The sequence below is a fragment of the Enterococcus sp. AZ104 genome, assembly GCF_050546705.1.
Lineage (GTDB): Bacteria > Bacillota > Bacilli > Lactobacillales > Enterococcaceae > Enterococcus > Enterococcus faecalis.
This window is the reverse complement of record NZ_CP172952.1, coordinates 554,737-574,269: the sequence shown is the minus strand read 5'-3', so window position 1 is coordinate 574,269 and position 19,533 is coordinate 554,737. Positions and strand designations below refer to the sequence as shown.

General features: G+C 38.1%; 16 protein-coding genes and 1 other annotated feature. Of the genes, 7 read left to right on the top strand and 9 right to left on the bottom strand.

From position 1 onward, the window contains the following. Positions 1 to 5 precede the first annotated feature (5 nt). A complete protein-coding gene (locus tag IGJ37_RS02810) occupies positions 6 to 230 on the top strand; it encodes a DUF3955 domain-containing protein (RefSeq protein WP_002383054.1) in 225 nt (74 codons plus the stop codon). Between the two features lie 54 nt (positions 231 to 284). Here the strand turns inward: IGJ37_RS02810 and leuS are convergent, their stop codons facing one another. Together leuS and IGJ37_RS02800 are read right to left on the bottom strand one after the other, a co-directional pair. Beyond that, the gene (gene leuS, locus IGJ37_RS02805) at positions 285 to 2,699 is read right to left on the bottom strand and encodes a leucine--tRNA ligase (protein WP_002364766.1); all 2,415 of its coding nucleotides are present in this window, start codon (positions 2,697 to 2,699) and stop codon (positions 285 to 287) included. A gap of 120 nt (positions 2,700 to 2,819) precedes the next feature. Further along, positions 2,820 to 3,052 (bottom strand) — a binding site (T-box leader). A 50-nt stretch (positions 3,053 to 3,102) separates the two neighbouring features. Further along, a complete protein-coding gene (locus IGJ37_RS02800) occupies positions 3,103 to 5,316 on the bottom strand; it encodes an autolysin (protein ID WP_325814990.1) in 2,214 nt (737 codons plus the stop codon). Positions 5,317 to 5,632: 316 nt separating this feature from the next. Between IGJ37_RS02800 and IGJ37_RS02795 the strand changes: the two genes are divergently transcribed. The 5 genes from IGJ37_RS02795 to IGJ37_RS02775 all read left to right on the top strand — a co-directional run bounded on the left by IGJ37_RS02795 (position 5,633) and on the right by IGJ37_RS02775 (position 9,682). Continuing rightward, positions 5,633 to 6,292 carry a DUF1700 domain-containing protein gene (locus IGJ37_RS02795; protein ID WP_002381265.1) on the top strand — a complete coding sequence of 220 codons (660 nt, stop codon included), beginning with the start codon at positions 5,633 to 5,635 and terminating at the stop codon, positions 6,290 to 6,292. Beyond that, on the top strand, positions 6,292 to 7,317 hold the full coding sequence (locus IGJ37_RS02790; protein WP_325814989.1) for a DUF4097 family beta strand repeat-containing protein: 1,026 nt from the start codon (positions 6,292 to 6,294) through the stop codon (positions 7,315 to 7,317). The genes IGJ37_RS02795 and IGJ37_RS02790 overlap by 1 nt, the downstream gene beginning before the upstream one ends. 167 nt (positions 7,318 to 7,484) lie before the next feature. Then, the gene (locus IGJ37_RS02785; protein WP_325814988.1) at positions 7,485 to 8,135 is read left to right on the top strand and encodes a phosphatase PAP2 family protein; all 651 of its coding nucleotides are present in this window, start codon (positions 7,485 to 7,487) and stop codon (positions 8,133 to 8,135) included. 15 nt (positions 8,136 to 8,150) lie between these two features. Beyond that, complete coding sequence (locus IGJ37_RS02780) at positions 8,151 to 9,119, top strand: TIGR01212 family radical SAM protein (protein WP_002355668.1); 969 nt, start codon at positions 8,151 to 8,153, stop codon at positions 9,117 to 9,119. Beyond that, entirely contained in the window at positions 9,119 to 9,682 is a 564-nt protein-coding gene (locus IGJ37_RS02775; protein ID WP_002355667.1) for a class I SAM-dependent methyltransferase, read from the top strand. The genes IGJ37_RS02780 and IGJ37_RS02775 overlap by 1 nt, the downstream gene beginning before the upstream one ends. Before the next feature lie 57 nt (positions 9,683 to 9,739). On the opposite strand, the gene IGJ37_RS02770 is transcribed toward IGJ37_RS02775, so the two are convergent. The 5 genes from IGJ37_RS02770 to erfC form a co-directional block, all read right to left on the bottom strand. Next, complete coding sequence (locus IGJ37_RS02770) at positions 9,740 to 10,408, bottom strand: ABC transporter ATP-binding protein (protein WP_002363221.1); 669 nt, start codon at positions 10,406 to 10,408, stop codon at positions 9,740 to 9,742. A 4-nt stretch (positions 10,409 to 10,412) separates the two neighbouring features. Further along, a complete protein-coding gene (locus IGJ37_RS02765; protein ID WP_002355665.1) occupies positions 10,413 to 11,492 on the bottom strand; it encodes an ABC transporter permease in 1,080 nt (359 codons plus the stop codon). Between the two features lie 138 nt (positions 11,493 to 11,630). Continuing rightward, positions 11,631 to 12,236 (bottom strand): TetR/AcrR family transcriptional regulator, encoded by a 606-nt coding sequence (locus IGJ37_RS02760; RefSeq protein ID WP_002355664.1) that lies wholly within the window; start codon positions 12,234 to 12,236, stop codon positions 11,631 to 11,633. Positions 12,237 to 12,645: 409 nt separating this feature from the next. Beyond that, positions 12,646 to 14,415 carry a multidrug ABC transporter ATP-binding protein/permease ErfD gene (gene erfD / locus IGJ37_RS02755; RefSeq protein WP_002358756.1) on the bottom strand — a complete coding sequence of 590 codons (1,770 nt, stop codon included), beginning with the start codon at positions 14,413 to 14,415 and terminating at the stop codon, positions 12,646 to 12,648. Then, complete coding sequence (erfC, locus tag IGJ37_RS02750) at positions 14,415 to 16,130, bottom strand: multidrug ABC transporter ATP-binding protein/permease ErfC (protein WP_002355662.1); 1,716 nt, start codon at positions 16,128 to 16,130, stop codon at positions 14,415 to 14,417. The genes erfD and erfC overlap by 1 nt, the downstream gene beginning before the upstream one ends. 253 nt (positions 16,131 to 16,383) lie before the next feature. Between erfC and IGJ37_RS02745 the strand changes: the two genes are divergently transcribed. Then, entirely contained in the window at positions 16,384 to 17,046 is a 663-nt protein-coding gene (locus IGJ37_RS02745) for a TetR/AcrR family transcriptional regulator (RefSeq protein ID WP_010819775.1), read from the top strand. A 76-nt stretch (positions 17,047 to 17,122) separates the two neighbouring features. Here IGJ37_RS02745 and IGJ37_RS02740 read toward each other — a convergent pair whose 3' ends face one another. Together IGJ37_RS02740 and IGJ37_RS02735 are read right to left on the bottom strand one after the other, a co-directional pair. Next, positions 17,123 to 17,914 carry an alpha/beta hydrolase gene (locus IGJ37_RS02740; RefSeq protein ID WP_002355660.1) on the bottom strand — a complete coding sequence of 264 codons (792 nt, stop codon included), beginning with the start codon at positions 17,912 to 17,914 and terminating at the stop codon, positions 17,123 to 17,125. 38 nt (positions 17,915 to 17,952) lie between these two features. Continuing rightward, on the bottom strand, positions 17,953 to 19,419 hold the full coding sequence (locus tag IGJ37_RS02735) for an MDR family MFS transporter (protein ID WP_048949526.1): 1,467 nt from the start codon (positions 19,417 to 19,419) through the stop codon (positions 17,953 to 17,955). Positions 19,420 to 19,533: the final 114 nt, after the last annotated feature.

Here is a 19,533-nt window from a genome sequence, read left to right as displayed (position 1 = left end):
TGAAGTTGAAAAAATATCGTATTAGCTTATTTCTTGGCTTGATTAGTCTTTTATTATTTATGATCTCTATTTTAGTTGGATCAACATTATCTAGCGATGGACTTTTAAAAGAACCCGCCTTTTTCTGTACGCCGCTCGGTTACTTTTTTCTCTTCATCGCCTTGCTTTCGGTTATAACAATCACATGTAAAGAACATATGAATCAAAAAGGTAAAACAAAACAACCTTAAAAAGAGCCTGACGTTTTGATACGTCCGGCTCTTTTTTTAATAAAAACATATAACTTAATTTGCAACAATATTTACTAATTTATCTGGAACAGCAATCACTTTGCGCACTGTTTTTCCTTCAATAAATTCTTTAACAGCTTCATGGTTCATTGCAATTTGTTCTAATTCTTCTTTGCTTAACCCACGAGCGACATTTTGTTTGCCACGTAATTTTCCGTTCACTTGGAAAACTACTTCCACTTCATCTTCTACTAAGGCTGCTTCATCATAGGTTGGCCAAGGGACATAAGTTAAACTTTCCTCGTTACCTAAAATTTGCCATAGTTCTTCACCAATATGTGGCGCGATTGGCGCAAGTAATTGGACAAATCCTTCCACATATTCATAAGGTAAGGCATCCACTTTATTGGCTTCATTCACAAAAACCATTAATTGAGAAATCGCTGTATTAAAGTGCAAGTTTGCCATATCTTCTGTCACTTTTTTAACCGTTTGGTGATAAACTTTCGTTAAACGGCCATCATTAATTGTGGTAATTCGGTCACGCATTTTTCCTTCTTCATCAACAATCAGACGCCAAACGCGATCTAAGAATTTACGACTTCCTTCTAAGCCATTTTCATTCCAAGCAATGGAAGCATCTAACGGGCCCATGAACATTTCATAAAGACGTAACGTATCCGCACCATATTTAGCCACCACATCATCGGGATTTACAACATTGCCACGTGATTTAGACATTTTTTCGTTGTTTTCTCCTAAAATCATACCTTGGTTGTATAATTTTTGGAAAGGTTCTTTGGTAGGAACCACACCAATATCATATAAGAATTTATGCCAAAAACGAGCATACAGTAAATGCAGCACCGCATGTTCGGCACCACCAATATAGATATCAACTGGTAACCAACGTTTTAATTTTTCAAAATCAGCAATTTCATTTTTATTATGAGGATCAATGAATCGTAAGTAATACCAAGAGCTTCCAGCCCATTGTGGCATAGTATTCGTTTCACGTTTTCCCTTCATGCCAGTTTCAGGGTCGACGACATTGACCCATTCATCAATGTTTGCTAATGGCGATTCCCCAGTTCCACTTGGGCGAATATCCGATGTTACTGGTAAACGTAGAGGTAACTCAGATTCAGGAACCGTTGTGGTTGTTCCATCTTCCCAATGGATCACAGGAATTGGTTCACCCCAGTAGCGTTGACGAGAGAATAACCAGTCACGTAAACGATAAGATACTTCTTTTTTCCCTACGTGATTTTCTTCTAGCCACTCATTCATTTTAGCGATGGCTTCTGCTTTGTTTAATCCATTTAAGAAATCAGAATTGATATGCGGTCCATCCCCTGTATAGGCTTCTGTTGTAATGTCGCCACCTGCGATTACTGGTAGGATATCAATGCCAAATGTTTTCGCAAATTCGTAATCCCGTTCATCATGCGCTGGGACCGCCATGATTGCGCCTGTGCCATAGCTTGCTAAAACATAATCGCCAATCCAAATTGGAATTTCTTGGCCATTGACTGGATTTATCGCATACGCACCTGTGAAAACACCTGTTTTTTCTTTTGCTAAATCCGTTCTATTTAAATCAGATTTTTTTGAGGTTTCTTCAATATATGCTTCTACAGCTGCTGTTTGTTCAGGTGTCGTAATTTTTTTCACTAGTTCTAGTTCAGGAGCTAGAACAGTATAGGTTGCACCGAACAAGGTATCAGGACGGGTTGTAAACACCGTGAAACTTTCTTCTGTACCAGCGACTTTAAAGGTCACATTGGCTCCTTCAGAACGTCCAATCCAATTTCGTTGCATATCTTTAATACTTTCTGGCCAATCAACAAGCTCTAAATCTTCTAATAAGCGATCTGCATAAGCAGTAATTTTCAGCATCCATTGACGCATTGGTCGGCGAACCACATCATAACCACCACGTTCACTTTTTCCATCAATGACTTCTTCATTTGAAATAACAGTTCCTAGTTCAGGTACCCAGTTAACCGCAACTTCTGCTTCATAAGCTAACCCTTTTTCATATAATTTTGTAAATATCCATTGTGTCCATTTGTAATATTCAGGATCAGTGGTATTAATTTCGCGATTCCAATCATAGCTGAATCCTAGTGAATTAATTTGGCGACGGAATGTTTCGATATTTTTCTTAGTAAATTCAGCTGGGTCATTTCCTGTATCTAACGCATATTGCTCTGCTGGCAAACCAAACGCATCCCAGCCCATTGGATGCAACACATTATAGCCTTGCGCACGTTTCATACGTGAAAGAATATCGGTTGCTGTATAGCCTTCCGGGTGACCTACGTGTAAGCCTTGTCCAGATGGATAGGGAAACATATCTAGTGCATAAAATTTTTCTTTATTTGGGTCGTCCAATGTATTGAAACAATTGTTCTTAGCCCAATATTTTTGCCATTTTTTCTCAATCTCTTTGTGATTGTAGCTCATGTTATTCCTCCTAGTAATATAAAATTTTTCATTCTTAAAATTTGCCACCTGCAGCCATTGTCACTATTCTGACTTAAACTAGCCACTTAGTGATAAAAAAAAGTCCTATAGGAAAAATTCCTATAGGACGTGAACATACAAATGCAACGTGGTACCACCTAAATTCGTCAAAGAAACGGTCAGTCACCGTCACCTTAACCTCAAACGTCTTAACGATCGTCACCGACTTTTCCTACTTGGTTTGTTCAAAAAAGTAACTTAAAGGCGAGTTCAAAAGCTTCTGTACGTATTTCCACCAGCCATACGCTCTCTATCACATGGTTCTTTCTACTATTCCTTCTCATTGTTTTTTTCTATTATAAGACTCATGTTACCAAAGATAGCTATTTTTTTCAATCTTAAATTAACCAACTTTTAAAGTTTGACCAATATAAATTGTATCCCCGCTTAAGCCATTTAATTGTTTGATTTTTTGGATGCTGATTCCGTATTGCATTGATAAGCCCCAAAGTGAATCACCGCTTTTAACTGTATGGCGTTTGCCTGATGCACTATTTGTTGAAGAAGCATTGCCACCTGCAGAAGCGCCTTTTTTCACGATGATTGTTTGACCAGCAAAAATTAAATCGCCTTTGATCCCGTTCCATGAACGTAGATTAGCAACACTCACGCCAAACTGTGCAGAAATTTTATTCAACGTATCGCCTGATTTAATCGTGTAGGATGTTGTCGCACCGCCACCATTATTCGTAGGCTTGTTCGTATTCGTTGAACCTGAGTTGGCGCCTTTTTTCACGATAATCTTTTGACCAGCAAAAATCAAACTACCGCTGATGTTATTCCAGGCTTGTAAGTTAGCCACACTAACACCGAATTGTGCAGAAATTTTGTTCAAGGTATCGCCTGATTTAATCGTGTAGTACGTATTCGTTCCTGATTGATTATTGTTAGAACCACCATTGCTTGAGCCGCCGGTGTTACCTGAAGTACCTTTTTTCACAATAATTTTTTGACCAGCGAAGATTAAGTCGCCAGAAATGCCATTCCATGAGCGTAAATTAGCAACACTCACGCCATATTGCGCGGCAATTTTGTTCAAGGTATCGCCTGATTTAATTGTGTAGTACGTATTCGTTCCTGATTGATTATTGTTAGAGCCACCGTTGTTTGAGCCACCAGTGTTACCTGAAGTACCTTTTTTCACGATGAGTTTTTGACCAACGAAAATTAAATCGCCAGAGATGCCATTCCATGAGCGTAAATTAGCAACGCTCACGCCATATTGGGCGGCAATTTTATTCAAGGTATCCCCTGATTTTACAGTATAGTACGTGTTCGTTCCTGATTGATTATTGTTAGAACCACCGCTGCCTGAGCCACCAGTGTTACCTGAAGCACCTTTTTTCACGATAAGTTTTTGACCAACGAAAATTAAATCGCCAGAGATGCCGTTCCATGAGCGTAAATTAGCAACGCTCACACCATATTGCGCGGCAATTTTATTCAAGGTATCTCCTGATTTTACAGTATAGTACGTGTTCGTTCCTGATTGATTGTTCGAGCCGCCTGTTCCTGGATTAACTGTTCCGCCCCCAGTATTTCCACCAGAAGATGGTGTATCATATTGAGTTAAGTTATATGCGGTAATGACATTATTTAATTTAGCATTGTAGCTAGGATCTGTCGCATAACGACCTGTTAACCAAGCAGTTGCATCGCGGTACGAACTTGTATTGCTTTTCCAAGCCCCAGCATAATAGTAAACGCCCGCTTGGAAAGAAGTTGTTTTTAGCACGTGCGCATTATCTTGGAATGATTCCATGTAAGAAGGATATTTACGGAAAGGTTCTTTTTTCACTAACCATTTGCCGTTTAAATATTCCCATGTATCCATATAGACAGATTGTCCATTGTAGCTGCCTTTAATCCCAAATAAGTTATAGTTTGGTGCCTTAGATAGCGTACTTGCTCCCCAACCACTTTCAACGATTGCTTGAGCCATCATCACTGATGCATATAAATCATTGGCTTGCGCAATAGGTTGTGCACAACGTGCTAACTCGGCAATAAATTCTGAAGGACTTTGCGTCGGTGATAACGCTGAAAAAGTTTGCGCAGAAGCTACTCTAGCTTCTGGTACTTTTACTTCATCATCGGGTGTAACCGCAGGCGCTGCTTCAGACTCGGTTGTTGAAGGAGCTACTGGCGTGATTTCTGCTACTGAAGAATCAGTCGTTCCTGATTCCACAGGTGTAGTTGAATCAACTGTTGGTTGCTCGGTACTTGGTGTTGTTGGTGTTTCTTTTGATGATTCAGTTGTCGATTCAGTCGTTGTTGACGAATCCGTTGTCGGTTGTTCCGTAGTTCCTGGCGTAGTTTCTGTTGTTGGTGTCTCTACTAAGCCAGTTTCCGTAGTAGGTGCTTGGGCAACTTCCGCATTTGTTGGCTGCTCTTCTGTTGCCTCAGCAGTCACTGGTAGTAACGCAACGGGCGTTCCTACAGATGAAACAATTAACGCCGAGCTGAATAAAGTAGTGCTTTTCTTCCATTGTACTGGCGTTTTCTTTCTTTGTTGTGCTTTCCTTCTTTCGATACGTGACATTGATTCTTTCTTCATTGATACGTCCCCAACTTTCCTTTTTTAACTTATATGTAAATGTAATTTTTTAGTTTTGTTATTATAACAAGTATACCTTTTTTTCTAGCGAATTAAAAACACTTCAACAAAATTTCATATTACTGTAACTAGATTGTAAAGAAGTAATGTTTTTTAACATGGATTTCCTCTCTTGTTACTACTCGGAAAAAAACTGCGACTTTAGTTGTAGATGCTTCTTTACCTTAGTCTGATTTTTTTAATTCCTCTTGTTATTCGCTCAAAAAGAAATTATAGTTTAAGATGAGAAATGAATCGTGTAGAAAGAGGGAGCGGAATGAATAAAGAACATTTTATTATTGAGCTGAAAATTTATTTAAAAGCATTAAATCCAAAAGATCAAGCTATTATTCTTGCGAAATACAAGGCGTTATTTGATGCTCGTGTTGCGGAAGGCGAAACAGAAGAACAAGTGGCAAAATCATTGGGGAAACCACGGGTTATCGCAGAAGAAATTTTAAAAGAACAAGGCATCGAATTGACGGAACGAAAAATTGAAAATAATGGCTGGCAAGAAATTCCAGCGGCTACACCTGCTTATGATCATCCCTATGAAGAAGAATCTGAATTTTACTATGATAATGATTCTCCATACTATCAACGACCACAGCATCGGCCGCTAACCCGATTTTTCCAAGTGCTTGGTATTTTCTGTTTAAATTTTTTCTTCATGTTTTGGGTTATTTTAGGGATTGCCTTAATGTACGTCGGTTGTGGCATTGCCGGAGCTGCAACTTTATTTTCACCAATTTATGGTATTTATAGTGTTATTACCCAAGCAAATGCCGCTTCCTTTTTCCAATTATCTATGAGTCTCTTTTTATTTGGTGCATCAATCATTGGTTGGTTACTTTTTCTACCAATTTTAAAATTTTCAGCACATGTCTTTAAGCGTTATTTCCAATGGAACATTGCTGTTTTACGAGGTGATATCTAATGAAAAAAACAACAGGGATTCTCTTATCCATTGCTGTCTTAGCGATGCTAATTGGTGGATCTGGCGCCGTCTATTTTTACAAACAAGCGGAAAAATCAGTCACGCCGCTAAAAGAAAGTTATACACTAAAAAATAAACAAGCAGGCGAAGAACTTCACTTATCCTTAAAAGGCAAAGGCCCTTATACCATTTATAAAACTGATAGTAACAACATGGGATTACGATCACCGAATAATGCCTTTCATTCAAAAGCTGAAGGCACCTTAGATGTCAAAGAAGAAAAAAATAAAATAACAGCAACCATCAATACCACTCGTACACAAAACCAACCCGAATTGTCATTCTTTAATATTGGTATTTTTAGTGACTTCACACCGAACGTGAGTGTCCAGATTCCTAATAATGTGAAAAAGTTAGTAATTGATGGCTCAACCCATTCACAAGTTTCATTGAATGCTTTTAACGTAGACGAATTAACAACTAATCTACCAAATTCTTATGTTAGTCTATCGGGTGTTAAAGCCAAAAAAATGACGCTTAACTCTTCAGATGGTATCTACCTTTCAGCGGATACTTCCGCTAAAAAAGCAACAGTTGAAACCACTGACGGCGATATAACGTTGGATTCAGCCTATTTCGATGAAATCAAAAATACTACTACTTCTGGTGATATTCGAGTGCAAAATGCTCGTGGAAACATCCAAGCAACAACGACAGATGGCGATATTAGCGTCTATGATTTCAAAGGAGAAGCTAACTTTTCAAGTGAAAATGGTGATTTTTCTTTAGACATGCCTGCTGTGCCTAAAAAATTAACTGTCGCTCTTGTCCATGGAGATATTTATGTAAATTCTGGAGAAATTTTGCGTAACATTTCAATCAAAGGGGAATCAAAATTAGGCGATGTTCAACTTTTAAACAAAGAGCGAACATCTTATAAGAATGGTCGTGCGGATACAGAGTTTAACCTTTCTAGCGAATTCGGCGATATTACCGTTGATACTCCTGATGATGATAATCAATAAACATGCGCCATTTAAAAAAGTTCTAGCACCACAATGAGAGATTGTGCTGCCAGAACTTTTTTAATATCTGTATCCCCTCTAATCAGGCAATGAAATTATCTTTTAATTTTTTACCCTTTTGATGGTATAATACGGATTGTTGCGATTAAATTTTGAAAGGATTTTTTATGAAAAACAAACTTTATTATCAATTTGCAGGTAGTTGTTTTCTTTTAGTATTTATGTTTTTAGGCTATGTTGTTCGTTTTTATCCAACCTGGCTCAAAGGCTTTGATCAAACGATTACTTCTTTTGTTCGTCGTCCTTTTCCACAGCTAAATAACTTTTTTATTTGGTACACCAAATTTGCCAATTCATTGACGATTATCATCTTAACAATCGTTGTCATTGCTCTGTTTATTGTTTGGAAATATTATGCTGAAGCATTATGGCTCTTTATTAATACTGCCTTAATTGCTGGCGTAGGTAATTCTTTATTAAAATTATTCTTTATGCGCCAACGTCCTACTTTGGAGCATTTAGTAACTGAACATACGTATAGTTTTCCTAGCGGACATGCTGTAGGAAGTACCTTGTTCTACGGCACTATTTTATTGATTCTGCCAATTTTCATTAAAAATAAAACGGTCCGCCTTTGTGTGCAAATTTTACTAGGTATTGGGATTTTCATGATTGGGGTTAGTCGAATCTATTTAGGTGTCCATTTCCCTAGCGATATCTTAGGTGGTTTTTGTCTTGGTTTAGCTTGGTTGTTATTAAGTTACCCTATTTATTTAGAAAAACGCTTTGTTTGGCGATTTCAAAGCAAACAACGCTAGAAAGAAGTCTTGATTATGCAAATTTTTCCTTATTCAGATGATCCAAATAAACGCTATCACACTTGGAACTATGCACTTCGTCAACAGTTTGGTGAAAAGATTTTTAAAGTGCCAATTGATGGTGGCTTTGATTGCCCCAATCGTGATGGGACGGTTGCCAAAGGTGGTTGTACGTTCTGTAGTGTTTCTGGCTCAGGCGACATGATTGTTGCACCTAGCGATCCCCTGCCGCTTCAATTTCAAAAAGAAATCCAATTGATGCATCAAAAATGGCCAACTGTCGATCAATACATTGTTTACTTCCAAAATTTCACCAATACACATGCGCCTGTTGACGTTATTCGTCATCGGTTTGAACAAGTAGTCAATGAAAAAGGTGTCGTTGGTTTATCCATTGGTACCCGTCCTGATTGTTTGCCTGATGAGGTAGTGAACTATTTAGCTGAATTAAATGAACGCTTTTATTTATGGGTAGAGTTGGGTTTGCAAACCACGTTTGAGGAAACTAGCGCTGCCATTAATCGCGCTCATGATTATCAAACATATCTAGATGGTGTGGCTAAATTACGGAAACACGGGATTCGGGTCTGTACACATTTAATTAACGGGCTACCTGGGGAAACACCTGCCATGATGCGCGAAAATGTGCGGCGAACTATTCAGGATTCAGATATCCAAGGGATTAAACTGCACTTACTTCATTTAATGACAAATACCAAAATGATGCGGGATTATAATGAAGGACGCTTACAATTGATGAGCAAAGAAGCCTATGTTTCAGTGATTTGTGATCAGTTAGAAATGATTCCACCCGAAATTGTTATTCATCGCTTGACAGGCGATGCTCCCTTTGAAACAATTATCGGACCGATGTGGAGCTTGAAAAAATGGGAAGTTCTCAATGCGATTGATGCGGAAATGAAACGCCGCAACAGTTATCAAGGAAAATATACTGTCATTTCAGGAAAGGAAGTTTTCAATTAATGCTACAAACAGCCCTACATTTTAGTCACCAACTTTTAAAAGAAGTAGTGGAACCTGGCGACTTCGTCATTGATGCAACAATGGGAAATGGTCATGATACAGCATTCTTAGCAGAGCTGGTTGGCCCTTCTGGTGAAGTTTTCGCCTTTGATATCCAAAAAGAAGCGTTGATCAATACAGAACAAAAGTTAACAGAACTTAATTTACTCCCACAAACTACGTTATTTCCATTAGGACATGAACATCTTCATGCTGTCCTTGATGAAGAAACAGAAATCACTGCCGCTATTTTTAACTTAGGCTATTTACCTAAAAGTAATAAGGAAATTATTACAAAACCCGCTACGACTAAACAGGCGTTAGATGGGTTACTGCCTCATTTGGTAAAAGGAAGTCGCATTATTTTAGTCGTTTATTATGGCCACGAAGGTGGTTCAGAGGAACTTGATTTGGTCACGAATTACACGCAAGCCTTACCACAAGATGTTTACAGTGTCTTACGTTATGAGTTTATCAATCAAAAAAATCAGCCACCTGTTCTTTTCTGTATTGAAAAGAAATAAGAGAACATGGTCGGATTGTCTCCAGCAATCCGATCATGTTCTCTTTTATTTGTTTTGTTACTCTGTCAATTCACCATCACGAATACGAACCACTCGATCACAGTATTTCAACAAACGCTCATCATGTGTCACCATGATAATCCCTTTATCTTTCTCTTTGGCCTCTTTCGCTAGTAATTGGACAACATCAAACGCCTTTTCTGTATCTAAACTAGCCGTTGGTTCATCTGCCAAAATTACGTCTGGCTCATGATACAATGCACACGCAATGGCTACCCGTTGTCTTTCCCCACCAGAGAGATCACGAGGATAACTATTTCGTAATTCTTTTAACCCCAACGTCTCTAACAATTGCTCTTTTAATTCACTATTTTTACGTGACTTATCAACTTTTTCAATTAAGTGAAATTGATCTTCCACTGTTAAAAATGGCACCAAATTAGAGCTTTGTAAAATAAAGCCGATTTTTTGAAAACGTTGCGCCAAACGTTGCTTTTTCGTTAACTTATTTAGTGATTGCCCGCCAACAATGACTTCACCACTTGTCGGTGCCTGTAAACCAGCTGCAATCGTTAAAAAGGTACTTTTACCAGAACCAGAAGGACCAATTACTGCGACAAATTCACCTGGCTGAACCGCAAAAGATAATTCTTTTAACGCGATCACTTCTGTATGTTTTTCACCATATTTTTTATAAATATTTTTCATTTCTAAAACATTTGCCATGTCTCTAACCTCCAATCGCGATTAACGGATCAATTTTAGCAATCGTTCGAATTGAAAATGCCCCGCCAATTAATGCAGATAAAATCAATAGTACACTAAACAAAATCATGCGTGGTCCATTAGTTGCATAAGGCATCGCTTCTGGTAAAAAGAGCACGGTAATTCCCGTTAAAGCAAGACCAATCGCCACTCCTAGAACAGCCAATAAAGCGGTTTGTAGCATGACTGCCTTTGCTAAGAAACTAGTCGGCACCCCTTGAACTTTTAAGACACCGAACATTGCTGTTTTCTGTAAAGTCATCACAAAGATAAAAATACCGATAATGAACGCTGCAATCACAATCAAGAAATAAATCATGCCATCCAAGGTCAAGTTTTGAGCGCTGTATCCTGGCAGTTTTTCAATAAAATCTGAAATTGAAAGAACTTGGCTGTCTTTATTAGTCGTTTTAACTTCCGCGTTGTCCTTGCTGCGAACAATGAAACCATTAACCATTTTGGCCATTGCTGGATTGTCACCATATTTAATTGACCGCCAAGTATCCAGAGAAGTGTAAATAACTGGCACAATGTTATAGCTACTTTTAGAAATAAAGCCGACAATTTCTAATTGCTCATCATATTTCCCTGCAGTTAATTTGTCGCCAATTTTAAATCCTTGATTTTTCAATGTTTCTGAAGCAATCACTTGATTTTTATCAGTAAATGCGTTTCCTTCAATCACTTTTGGCATTAAAAAACTTTCTTTTTCAATTCCAAATAAGCTAACATTCGTTAATTCAGCCTTTTTGTCATCTGCTGGGCGGATGGCTAAAGATTGTTGACCAATCGGTGCAATCTTGCCTCCTGAAATCGTTTCTTTCACGTTTTCATCTAACACTGATACATTTAAATTACTATTGGCCTCTTTTGATAAAACCACTTGATTCGCTTGCCATTGATCTACGGCTAAACGATTTCCTTGAGCTAACCCGTTCGCTAAACCTGACAAAATAAAAATCAACCAAGCAATCAAGACCATTACTAAGACTACAAGGACGTACCGTCCTTTTGAATACTTCATTTCATTAAATCCTAAAAACATGAATGGTTCACCTCTTTCTTCTTTTCGAAATAAACTATATCACTTATCAATCGATAAATCAATAATTATTTATCGATTGATAAGTGAATTTTACAAAAAAATAGAGAAGTCTGTTTTTCAACAGGGCTTCTCTATTTTTTATTTGTGACTTTTCAGAACGCCATGTAGCATAAATTGAATAAATTTTTTGACATCGTCATCCACTGTTTTTCGCTGGTACGTTTTTTCAATACTTAATAATGCACTAACGTTATATAAAATAAACCGAGTTGCATCATCTACACTGATGCCCTCTTGTAAGCAATTGGTTTCAGGTTCACTTTCAAAAATAGCCGCAATATTATTGATATAGGTTTTTTTGAAAATTTGATACAGCGTACGATTGTAATCAGGGCCCATTTCTTGAAACATGTCGTTCAACATTAAGAAAAGATTGGTCGGATGTTCATCTAACAAAACTTTGATTAATTGATAAAGTTTTTCTTCTACTGATGCATTTCCAGAAACAATTGGGACTAATTCTTCCTGAACACGGGACGTTAATTCTTCAATCACAGCTAAATACAGTTCTTTTTTATTTTTAAAATGGTGATAGAGATTCGGTTGGGTAATGTTCGCTTTTAAAGCAATTTCACGAGTGGAGGTATTTTTGAACCCCTTTGTCATGAATAATTCAGAAGCGACAGACAAAATAATTTGCCGTGTACGTTCTAAATCAGCTTTGCGTTTATTTGGCTTTTCCATGGTTTTCTCGCCCCCTGCTGCTTTTTATTTTAGCATATTCTCCGGCAAGAAACGAGAGACCTTTATACAAAAAACGAAAAATATACAATCAATGTGCCTACTATTTGGAGAAGAATCGCGCAATAATACCACCGCTGCAGATGTATCAGCCAGCCTTTTTCGCCCCCAAAATAAATCAACCACTGCAGTCCATATAAAAAACTATTAGCCAACAACCAAAAAAGTAGTGCCGATTTTGTCCATCGATTCTCTCTGAATACACTCAGTACAAATAAAGTATTTAGCACCAAAAACGTGCGCCGTAATTGCCGTACATTCCTCATTTTTTCCATTGACATTTCTCCTTTTTCTATTTAGCATAGCAAAAAAAGAAGCAAATGAGAATGACTCATTTTGCTTCTTTTTCGACTTATTCAAAAACAAATTGATTTTTATAAAGTTCCGCATAGAATCCATCTTGTTCAACTAGTTCATGGTGGTTGCCTTCTTCAATGACTTCACCGTCTCGTAAAACAATAATCCGATCCGCATTTAGAATCGTTTTCAAACGATGGGCAATCACAAAACTGGTGCGCCCTTTAATTGCTTCGTCCATCGCTTTTTGGATTTTAGCTTCTGTTACTGTATCAACATTACTTGTTGCTTCATCCAAAATTAATAATTCTGGATTGGTAATAATCGTTCGTGCAATACTTACTAATTGCTTTTGCCCCGTACTGAAAAGGTTATTCTCTTCCGTAATCTCAGTATCGTAGCCTTGCTCAAGATTTACAATAAATTCATGGATATTCGCTTGTTTCGCTGCTTGAACAATTTCTTCATCCGTGGCCTCTGGCTTACCAAAAGCAATATTCTCACGAATTGTTCCTGAAAATAGAACGGACTCTTGCAAAACAATGCCTACATGTGAACGCAAGCTATCTAAATCCATTTCACGAATGTCCACACCATCAAACGTCACGGCGCCTTCATTCACATCATAAAAGCGATTCATTAAATTCATAATCGTTGTTTTTCCTGAGCCTGTCGGTCCGACTAAAGCGACCATTTCACCTTTATCCACATGAATAGAAACATCTTTCAACACAGGCGTTTCTGGATTATAGCCAAAAACAACATGATTTAAAGCCACAGCTTTGTTAATCTCTTCTAATTTTTCGCCATTTTCGGGACGAATTTCATCTGGTTCATCAAACATCTCATTTAAACGACGAGCGCCTGTAACAGCTAATTGAATCATGCTATAACCTGAAGAAATTTGCATTAATGGTTGATAATATTGTTGGGAATATTGGACAAACATAACGACTAAACCTAGCGCAGCGGCACGATCAACAGAGCCATTGATTGCTAACCAACCACCAAAGAAAATAACAATTGCCGTATTGACTAATGACATTCCTTGCATCATTGGGAAAAGTAATCCTGAATACACTTGACCTTTATACGTAGCGGCACGAACTTTTTCATTTTGCTCTAAAAAGCCGTCAATGGTTTCTTCTTGTAAGCCATTAGTGATAATCACACGTTGCCCACTAATTTTTTCATCCATATAGCCATTTAATTTACCCACTTCATCTTGCTGTAAATCGACATATTTGCGCGCCTTGCTAATCACAAAGACCGCAATTAAAATCGCAATCGGCGTAGAAGCAATTGTGGCCCATGCCAGTTCCACATTTTGACGGAACATCATGATTAAGACACCAACCAATAAGGCAATATTGGTTAATACTTGTAGCAACGCTTGGTTTAAACTGTTTTGGATGTTGTCTAAGTCACTAGTAAAACGACTTAAAATTTCACCATCTTGATGAGAATCAAAGAAACGAATCGTCAATTTTTCTAATTTGTTAAACAAACCAATCCGCATGCGGTTTGTCGATTTCCCCACGACTTGTGTAAAGAGAATACTGTAAATGAAACTAGCGGCACTAGTTAAGACATAAAAAATGAGCAGTTTCCAAATGACAGAAACGAACGCACTTTTATCGTCTTTTCCTTGCATCACATTAACCGCATATTTCGCTAATTCCTGAATAGCTTCCCCAACGAATTGCGGCGCTTTGACTTGTAAATAAGTCGCTGCGAAAATTGCTAAGAAAATAAAGAGGAAAGAAACTTTGTAACGCTTTAAATAATGATAGAAAAATTTACTAGCTTTTATTAAATCAGTCATTAAGCTTCCTCCTTTCCTTTTTGAGTTTCATAAATTTCTTGATACACGGGGTTCGTAGCTGCTAATTCTTCATGCGTGCCTTCCCCGACTAAACGTCCATTATCCAATACTAAAATACGATCTGCATGGACAACAGAAGAAATTTTTTGGGCAATAACGATCGTGGTAGTCTCTTTTAACTCTTTATCCAACGCTTCTCGGACTAACCGCTCCGAACGAGCATCCAACGCGCTGGTACTATCATCTAAAATCAAAATTTTAGGCTCACCAATCACACCTCTTGTAATTGATAACCGTTGTTTTTGTCCACCAGAAAAGTTATTACTCCGTTCTTCGACGGGTGCATCATAACCTTCTGCTAATTTTTCAATAAATTCTTTGGCTTGGGCGATGCCTGAAGCCCGTTCCATGTCCGCTTCAGAAGCGTCACGTTTACCATGGCGTAGATTTTGCGCAATCGTTCCAGAGAACAGGATTGCTTTTTGCAACACAAAGGAAACTGTTTTTCGTAAACTGTGTTCGTTCACTTCTCGTAAATCGACACCACCAACTTCAATCTTTCCTTCTGTCGGATCAAACAAACGTGGAATTAATTGTGCCAATGTAGATTTACCAGCCCCAGTTGCGCCCACAATCCCAATCATTTCACCTGGCTGAATAGAGAAAGAGATGTCTTTCAAGGTATCTTCTTCATCCCCAGGATAACGGAAAGATACGTGGTCAAACTCAACACTACCAATTAACTCTTGTTCTGGGACTTTTTTGTAGGTAACATCTGGTTCTGTTTCCATCACTTCTTTAATCCGCTTAATGGAAACAGCGGCACGAGAAGTCATCATCATCATCATTCCGCCGATAATAATCGCCATCATGATTTGCATTAAATAGTTCATAAAGGAAGCGACACCACCGATTAAAGTTGGATCGTCCTTGACTAAGTTACTCACAAAGAAAATTGAGCCTACAACAGCTAAGTTCGCCACCAACATAAACGCTGGAATCATCACAGCAAATAAGCTACCTACGATTAAGTTATGGGTGGTTAATTCTTCACTCACTTTTGTAAAACGTGACAATTGATTTTTTTCTTGAACAAATGATTTGACGACACGAATGCCTAACAAATTTTCTTTTGCGATACCATTAATCTTATCAATCAAGTTTTGAATAATCATGAAATGCTTGCCCATTTGCGAAAAGGACAGCATAGAAATCAAAATAACTGCGATGACAAGTGCAACAATCACCCACCATAGTTGTGGCAAGGTTAGCATCGCTAAAATAAAACTCCCGATAAATAAAAAAGGAATTCTAAAAAGTGTCTGCAACGCAATCATAATGACATTTTGAATTTGAGTAACGTCATTTGTTAAACGAACAACTAAGTTACCTGCTGAAAATTTTTCGATATTGCCAAATGAAAAGGTTTGGATTTTGCGGAAAGTTGCTTCACGAATGTCAGCACTGACACCTTGGGCAACTTTGGCAGAAAAAATTGTATTAATAACCCCTGCAACGAGTCCTAATCCTGCAATGGCAATTAATTGAATCCCTAAGTTTTTCATTTTGTCGCTATCGTCATTCATAATTGCTTCCAACACTTGTTGTAACAATTTTGGTTGCCAAAGTGCTGAGACAACCATTACGATCACCGCCAACAAGGCAATAACTACCGAGCCTTTGTATTTTTTGGCGTGTTGAATAATAAGGTCCATCTTATCCCTACTTTCTTAAAATAGTTCCCTGCTTCTTCAGTGTTGGTCTGCGAATTCTTCCCCATTACAAAAAAATCAATTTGCTCATTGACTTCACCAATTTAACACTGTAAAATAAGGCCGATTCATAATTTACCATTTTTAGTGGTAAAATACAAGCGAACAAGTTAATTTTTCACAAGTTTTTCCTATCATAAAGTGTACCTTCTTTTTGATAAACTTACGAAGATAACGTTTAATAGGAGCTAAAATCATGGAACCGAAATTATCAAAAGACACGATTATTGCAGCCGCATTTTCTTTGTTAGAAAAAAGTCCCACTTTAGAACAACTTTCTATGCGTAAAGTCGCCAAACAGCTTGGTGTACAGGCGCCCGCAATTTATTGGTATTTTAAAAATAAGCAAGCCTTACTTCAAAGTATGGCTGAAGCGATTGAAGAGCACTTTCAAGAACCTGAATTATGTGGTGAATGGTATTCTGACTTACTGGCCTTCATGGAAAACTATTATGATCTCTATCAACAATTTCCCTGTGCCGTAGCTATCGAAATCCAAACCGTCCCTGCCTATCCCCAACGATTATGCCATTTAAATCAAATGATGGGCATTTTAAGAAAAGCAGGTTTTTCACCAGAAATGACTCATTTAGCAGTAACGTCTTTACAACATCTTTTATTTGGGATGATTATGGACGCAACGGAGGAAAAACAGCTCGTTTCGCAAGTGTTGAACGGAGATGACTATTTAAAAGAACAAGTGCTGCACATGAAACAATATGTCTCCGACAATGAGTTAACGTACATGGAGGAAAGCATTCAATTTCGACACTCCATCCACCAAAAATCCGCCTTTATTCAAGCCGTTAAAACCTACTTAGATGGGTTGCAAGCAGACAACACCTCTTCATCTAAATAAAAAAAGCCCTTGGTCCGTCAATCGAAGTAACGGACCAAGGGTTAACTTTTAAAATAAATAGCGAAAACTACTTTCTCTATTTTGGTATTGGTAGCCAAGCCAAGGCTTTTTGAATCCATTCATCCCAGAACACCCAGTCATGTTCTCCTGGTCCAGTTTCAAAAGTGTAACTTGCCTGTGCCTGTTCCAACGCTTGAGCCATCTGTTGATTAGCAGAAAGTAACATATCTTGCTCCCCACAACAAAGGTAAAATTGGGGCATTTCTGTTTGGCTTTCTACTAATTGTTGTAGTAAATACAGCGGATCGTGAATAGAACCTTCAATTTGATCTAACGGGCCAAAAATACCTTCCCAATAGCTTCGCTTACGGACTTTTAATAATTCCCCAAAACTAGTGGATGATAAACTGACTGCCCCAGACAAAGAAGCAACGGCTGCAAAAGATTCTGGTTTCGCTAATCCTAATTTCAAGGCGCCATAACCACCCATTGACAAACCAGCGGCAAAGGTTTTTTCTCGTTTTGTACTTAACTGTGGAAAGAGTTGATGACAAATTTTCGGTAATTCTTCTGAGATAAACGTCCAATAGTTCATATCGTATTGCGTGTCCGTATACCAAGCTAAATCCGTGGACGGCATAATGACAGCAATCCCCAAATCAGCGACATACCGCTCAATAGAGGTTCTGCGAGCCCAGACGCTGTGATTTCCTCCCATCCCATGTAATAAATACAACACGGGAATATCTGTCAATGCTGCTTGGGTACTTGTGCCCACTTTTTTTACCGTTTCTTGTGGTAAAATTACGTTCACATTCACTTCCATTTCCAATACATTTGAATAAATATTTGCTTGTAAAAAGGCCATCTACTTTTCCCTCCAATACTCTTTCTATTAGTGTACCACTAAACCTTCGCTCGTTGCGCTTTTGCGAAAATATTTAACAAAAGAGCGACAACAACTAAGCCCGCACCGACTAAGTAAACATTATGCAGACCTGCATAGAGGATACCGCGTAATGGTTTTAACAACGTAGCTGGAATTAAATTTGCAGTATGTGGATTCACTAATTGATTCATGACATCTGCATCGACGTTTAACGCGCTCGCTTCCAATTTCGCAAACATTCCTGCATTTAAAATCACACCAAAAATTGACACCATCACAGTCTGCCCAATTGTACGCACCAACGTATTAAACGATGTTGCAACCCCCATTTTTTCAGGCTCCACTGTACTTTGTGCGGTCACCGTAGTCGTTGTGATAGTAATCCCAAAACCAACTCCTAAGACAGAAGACACTACAAAGAAAAGCCAAAACGGAACGGCCATTGGCATTACCACTAAAAAGATGGCCCCGACTAATAGAATCGATAACCCAATCGTTAAAACTTTTTTCATAGCATATTTTTCCATAAAGCTACTTGCTATAAATGATCCAGCCATCCACAGTAACGACATAGGCGCTAAAACTAAGCCACCAATTCCTGCACTTTTTCCTAAGACACCTTGCATCCACATCGGAATGTAGACATCAATCCCCATTAAGAAACCGCTAATAAGCGCCGCAATAAGATTTACTAAAACAAACGTTGGTTGATTAAATAAATGCAAATCAATCACTGGGTCTTGCGCGCGTTTTTCTATCATCACAAACGCTACAAAAAAGAGCACACTCAAACTCAAACAACCAAATGTTACTAATGTAAAACCATTATCGCTAATCATTTGAAAACCTAGCAATAACGTTAGCAACACTGCCATCAAAGTAACGCTGCCCAAAATATCCATTGGCATCTTGGTCCGTTCCCGCTTTGGTTCAACTAAGAAAATACTAATCAAGCCCAATAAAACAAGTCCAATAGGAACGTTAATGAAGAAAATCCAATGCCAACCGACTGTATCTACAATAAAACCACCTGCTAACGGACCAAAAATACTGGCAATTCCCCAGGCGGCGCTGTTTAAGCCTAAAATTTTCGCTCGCTTGTCCAATGTATACATATCGGCAATAATCGTTAACGCAACTGGTAAAATTGCGCCTGCCCCCACACCTTGAATTGCGCGGGCAATAATTAAAGTCAACATATCTTGAGCAAAGCCACACAACGAGGAGCCCAAAATAAAAATGATAATGCCAATCATGAAGACAGGTTTACGACCAATTTTATCCGCAAGTTTCCCATAAATCGGTGTTAACATCGCATTCGTTAATAAATAAATTGAAAATACCCAGTTCATAATTTCCATGCCATGTAACGAGCCGACAATCGTTGGCATCGCAGTAGACACAATGGTCCCTTCAATGGCTGTCATAAATGTTGCCACAAAAACACTCACCGTGACTAACTTCACATTTGTTTCTTTTGCCATTTGTTCACATCCTTTTCTATTCAATTGTCAATTTTCTAAATTGCTCCATAGCTATTCTATACAAAAAAGAACAAAATGTCTTAAAAAAATGCTTTTTCATAAAAAAATTATTGC

Coding starts and splice junctions, on each gene's coding strand:
- leuS (WP_002364766.1), bottom strand. CDS start 2,699: ATGAGCTACAATCACAAAGAGATTGAGAAAAAATGGCAAAAATATTGG.
- IGJ37_RS02800 (WP_325814990.1), bottom strand. CDS start 5,316: ATGAAGAAAGAATCAATGTCACGTATCGAAAGAAGGAAAGCACAACAA.
- IGJ37_RS02795 (WP_002381265.1), top strand. CDS start 5,633: ATGAATAAAGAACATTTTATTATTGAGCTGAAAATTTATTTAAAAGCA.
- IGJ37_RS02790 (WP_325814989.1), top strand. CDS start 6,292: ATGAAAAAAACAACAGGGATTCTCTTATCCATTGCTGTCTTAGCGATG.
- IGJ37_RS02785 (WP_325814988.1), top strand. CDS start 7,485: ATGAAAAACAAACTTTATTATCAATTTGCAGGTAGTTGTTTTCTTTTA.
- IGJ37_RS02780 (WP_002355668.1), top strand. CDS start 8,151: ATGCAAATTTTTCCTTATTCAGATGATCCAAATAAACGCTATCACACT.
- IGJ37_RS02775 (WP_002355667.1), top strand. CDS start 9,119: ATGCTACAAACAGCCCTACATTTTAGTCACCAACTTTTAAAAGAAGTA.
- IGJ37_RS02770 (WP_002363221.1), bottom strand. CDS start 10,408: ATGGCAAATGTTTTAGAAATGAAAAATATTTATAAAAAATATGGTGAA.
- IGJ37_RS02765 (WP_002355665.1), bottom strand. CDS start 11,492: ATGTTTTTAGGATTTAATGAAATGAAGTATTCAAAAGGACGGTACGTC.
- IGJ37_RS02760 (WP_002355664.1), bottom strand. CDS start 12,236: ATGGAAAAGCCAAATAAACGCAAAGCTGATTTAGAACGTACACGGCAA.
- erfD (WP_002358756.1), bottom strand. CDS start 14,415: ATGACTGATTTAATAAAAGCTAGTAAATTTTTCTATCATTATTTAAAG.
- erfC (WP_002355662.1), bottom strand. CDS start 16,130: ATGGACCTTATTATTCAACACGCCAAAAAATACAAAGGCTCGGTAGTT.
- IGJ37_RS02745 (WP_010819775.1), top strand. CDS start 16,384: ATGGAACCGAAATTATCAAAAGACACGATTATTGCAGCCGCATTTTCT.
- IGJ37_RS02740 (WP_002355660.1), bottom strand. CDS start 17,914: ATGGCCTTTTTACAAGCAAATATTTATTCAAATGTATTGGAAATGGAA.
- IGJ37_RS02735 (WP_048949526.1), bottom strand. CDS start 19,419: ATGGCAAAAGAAACAAATGTGAAGTTAGTCACGGTGAGTGTTTTTGTG.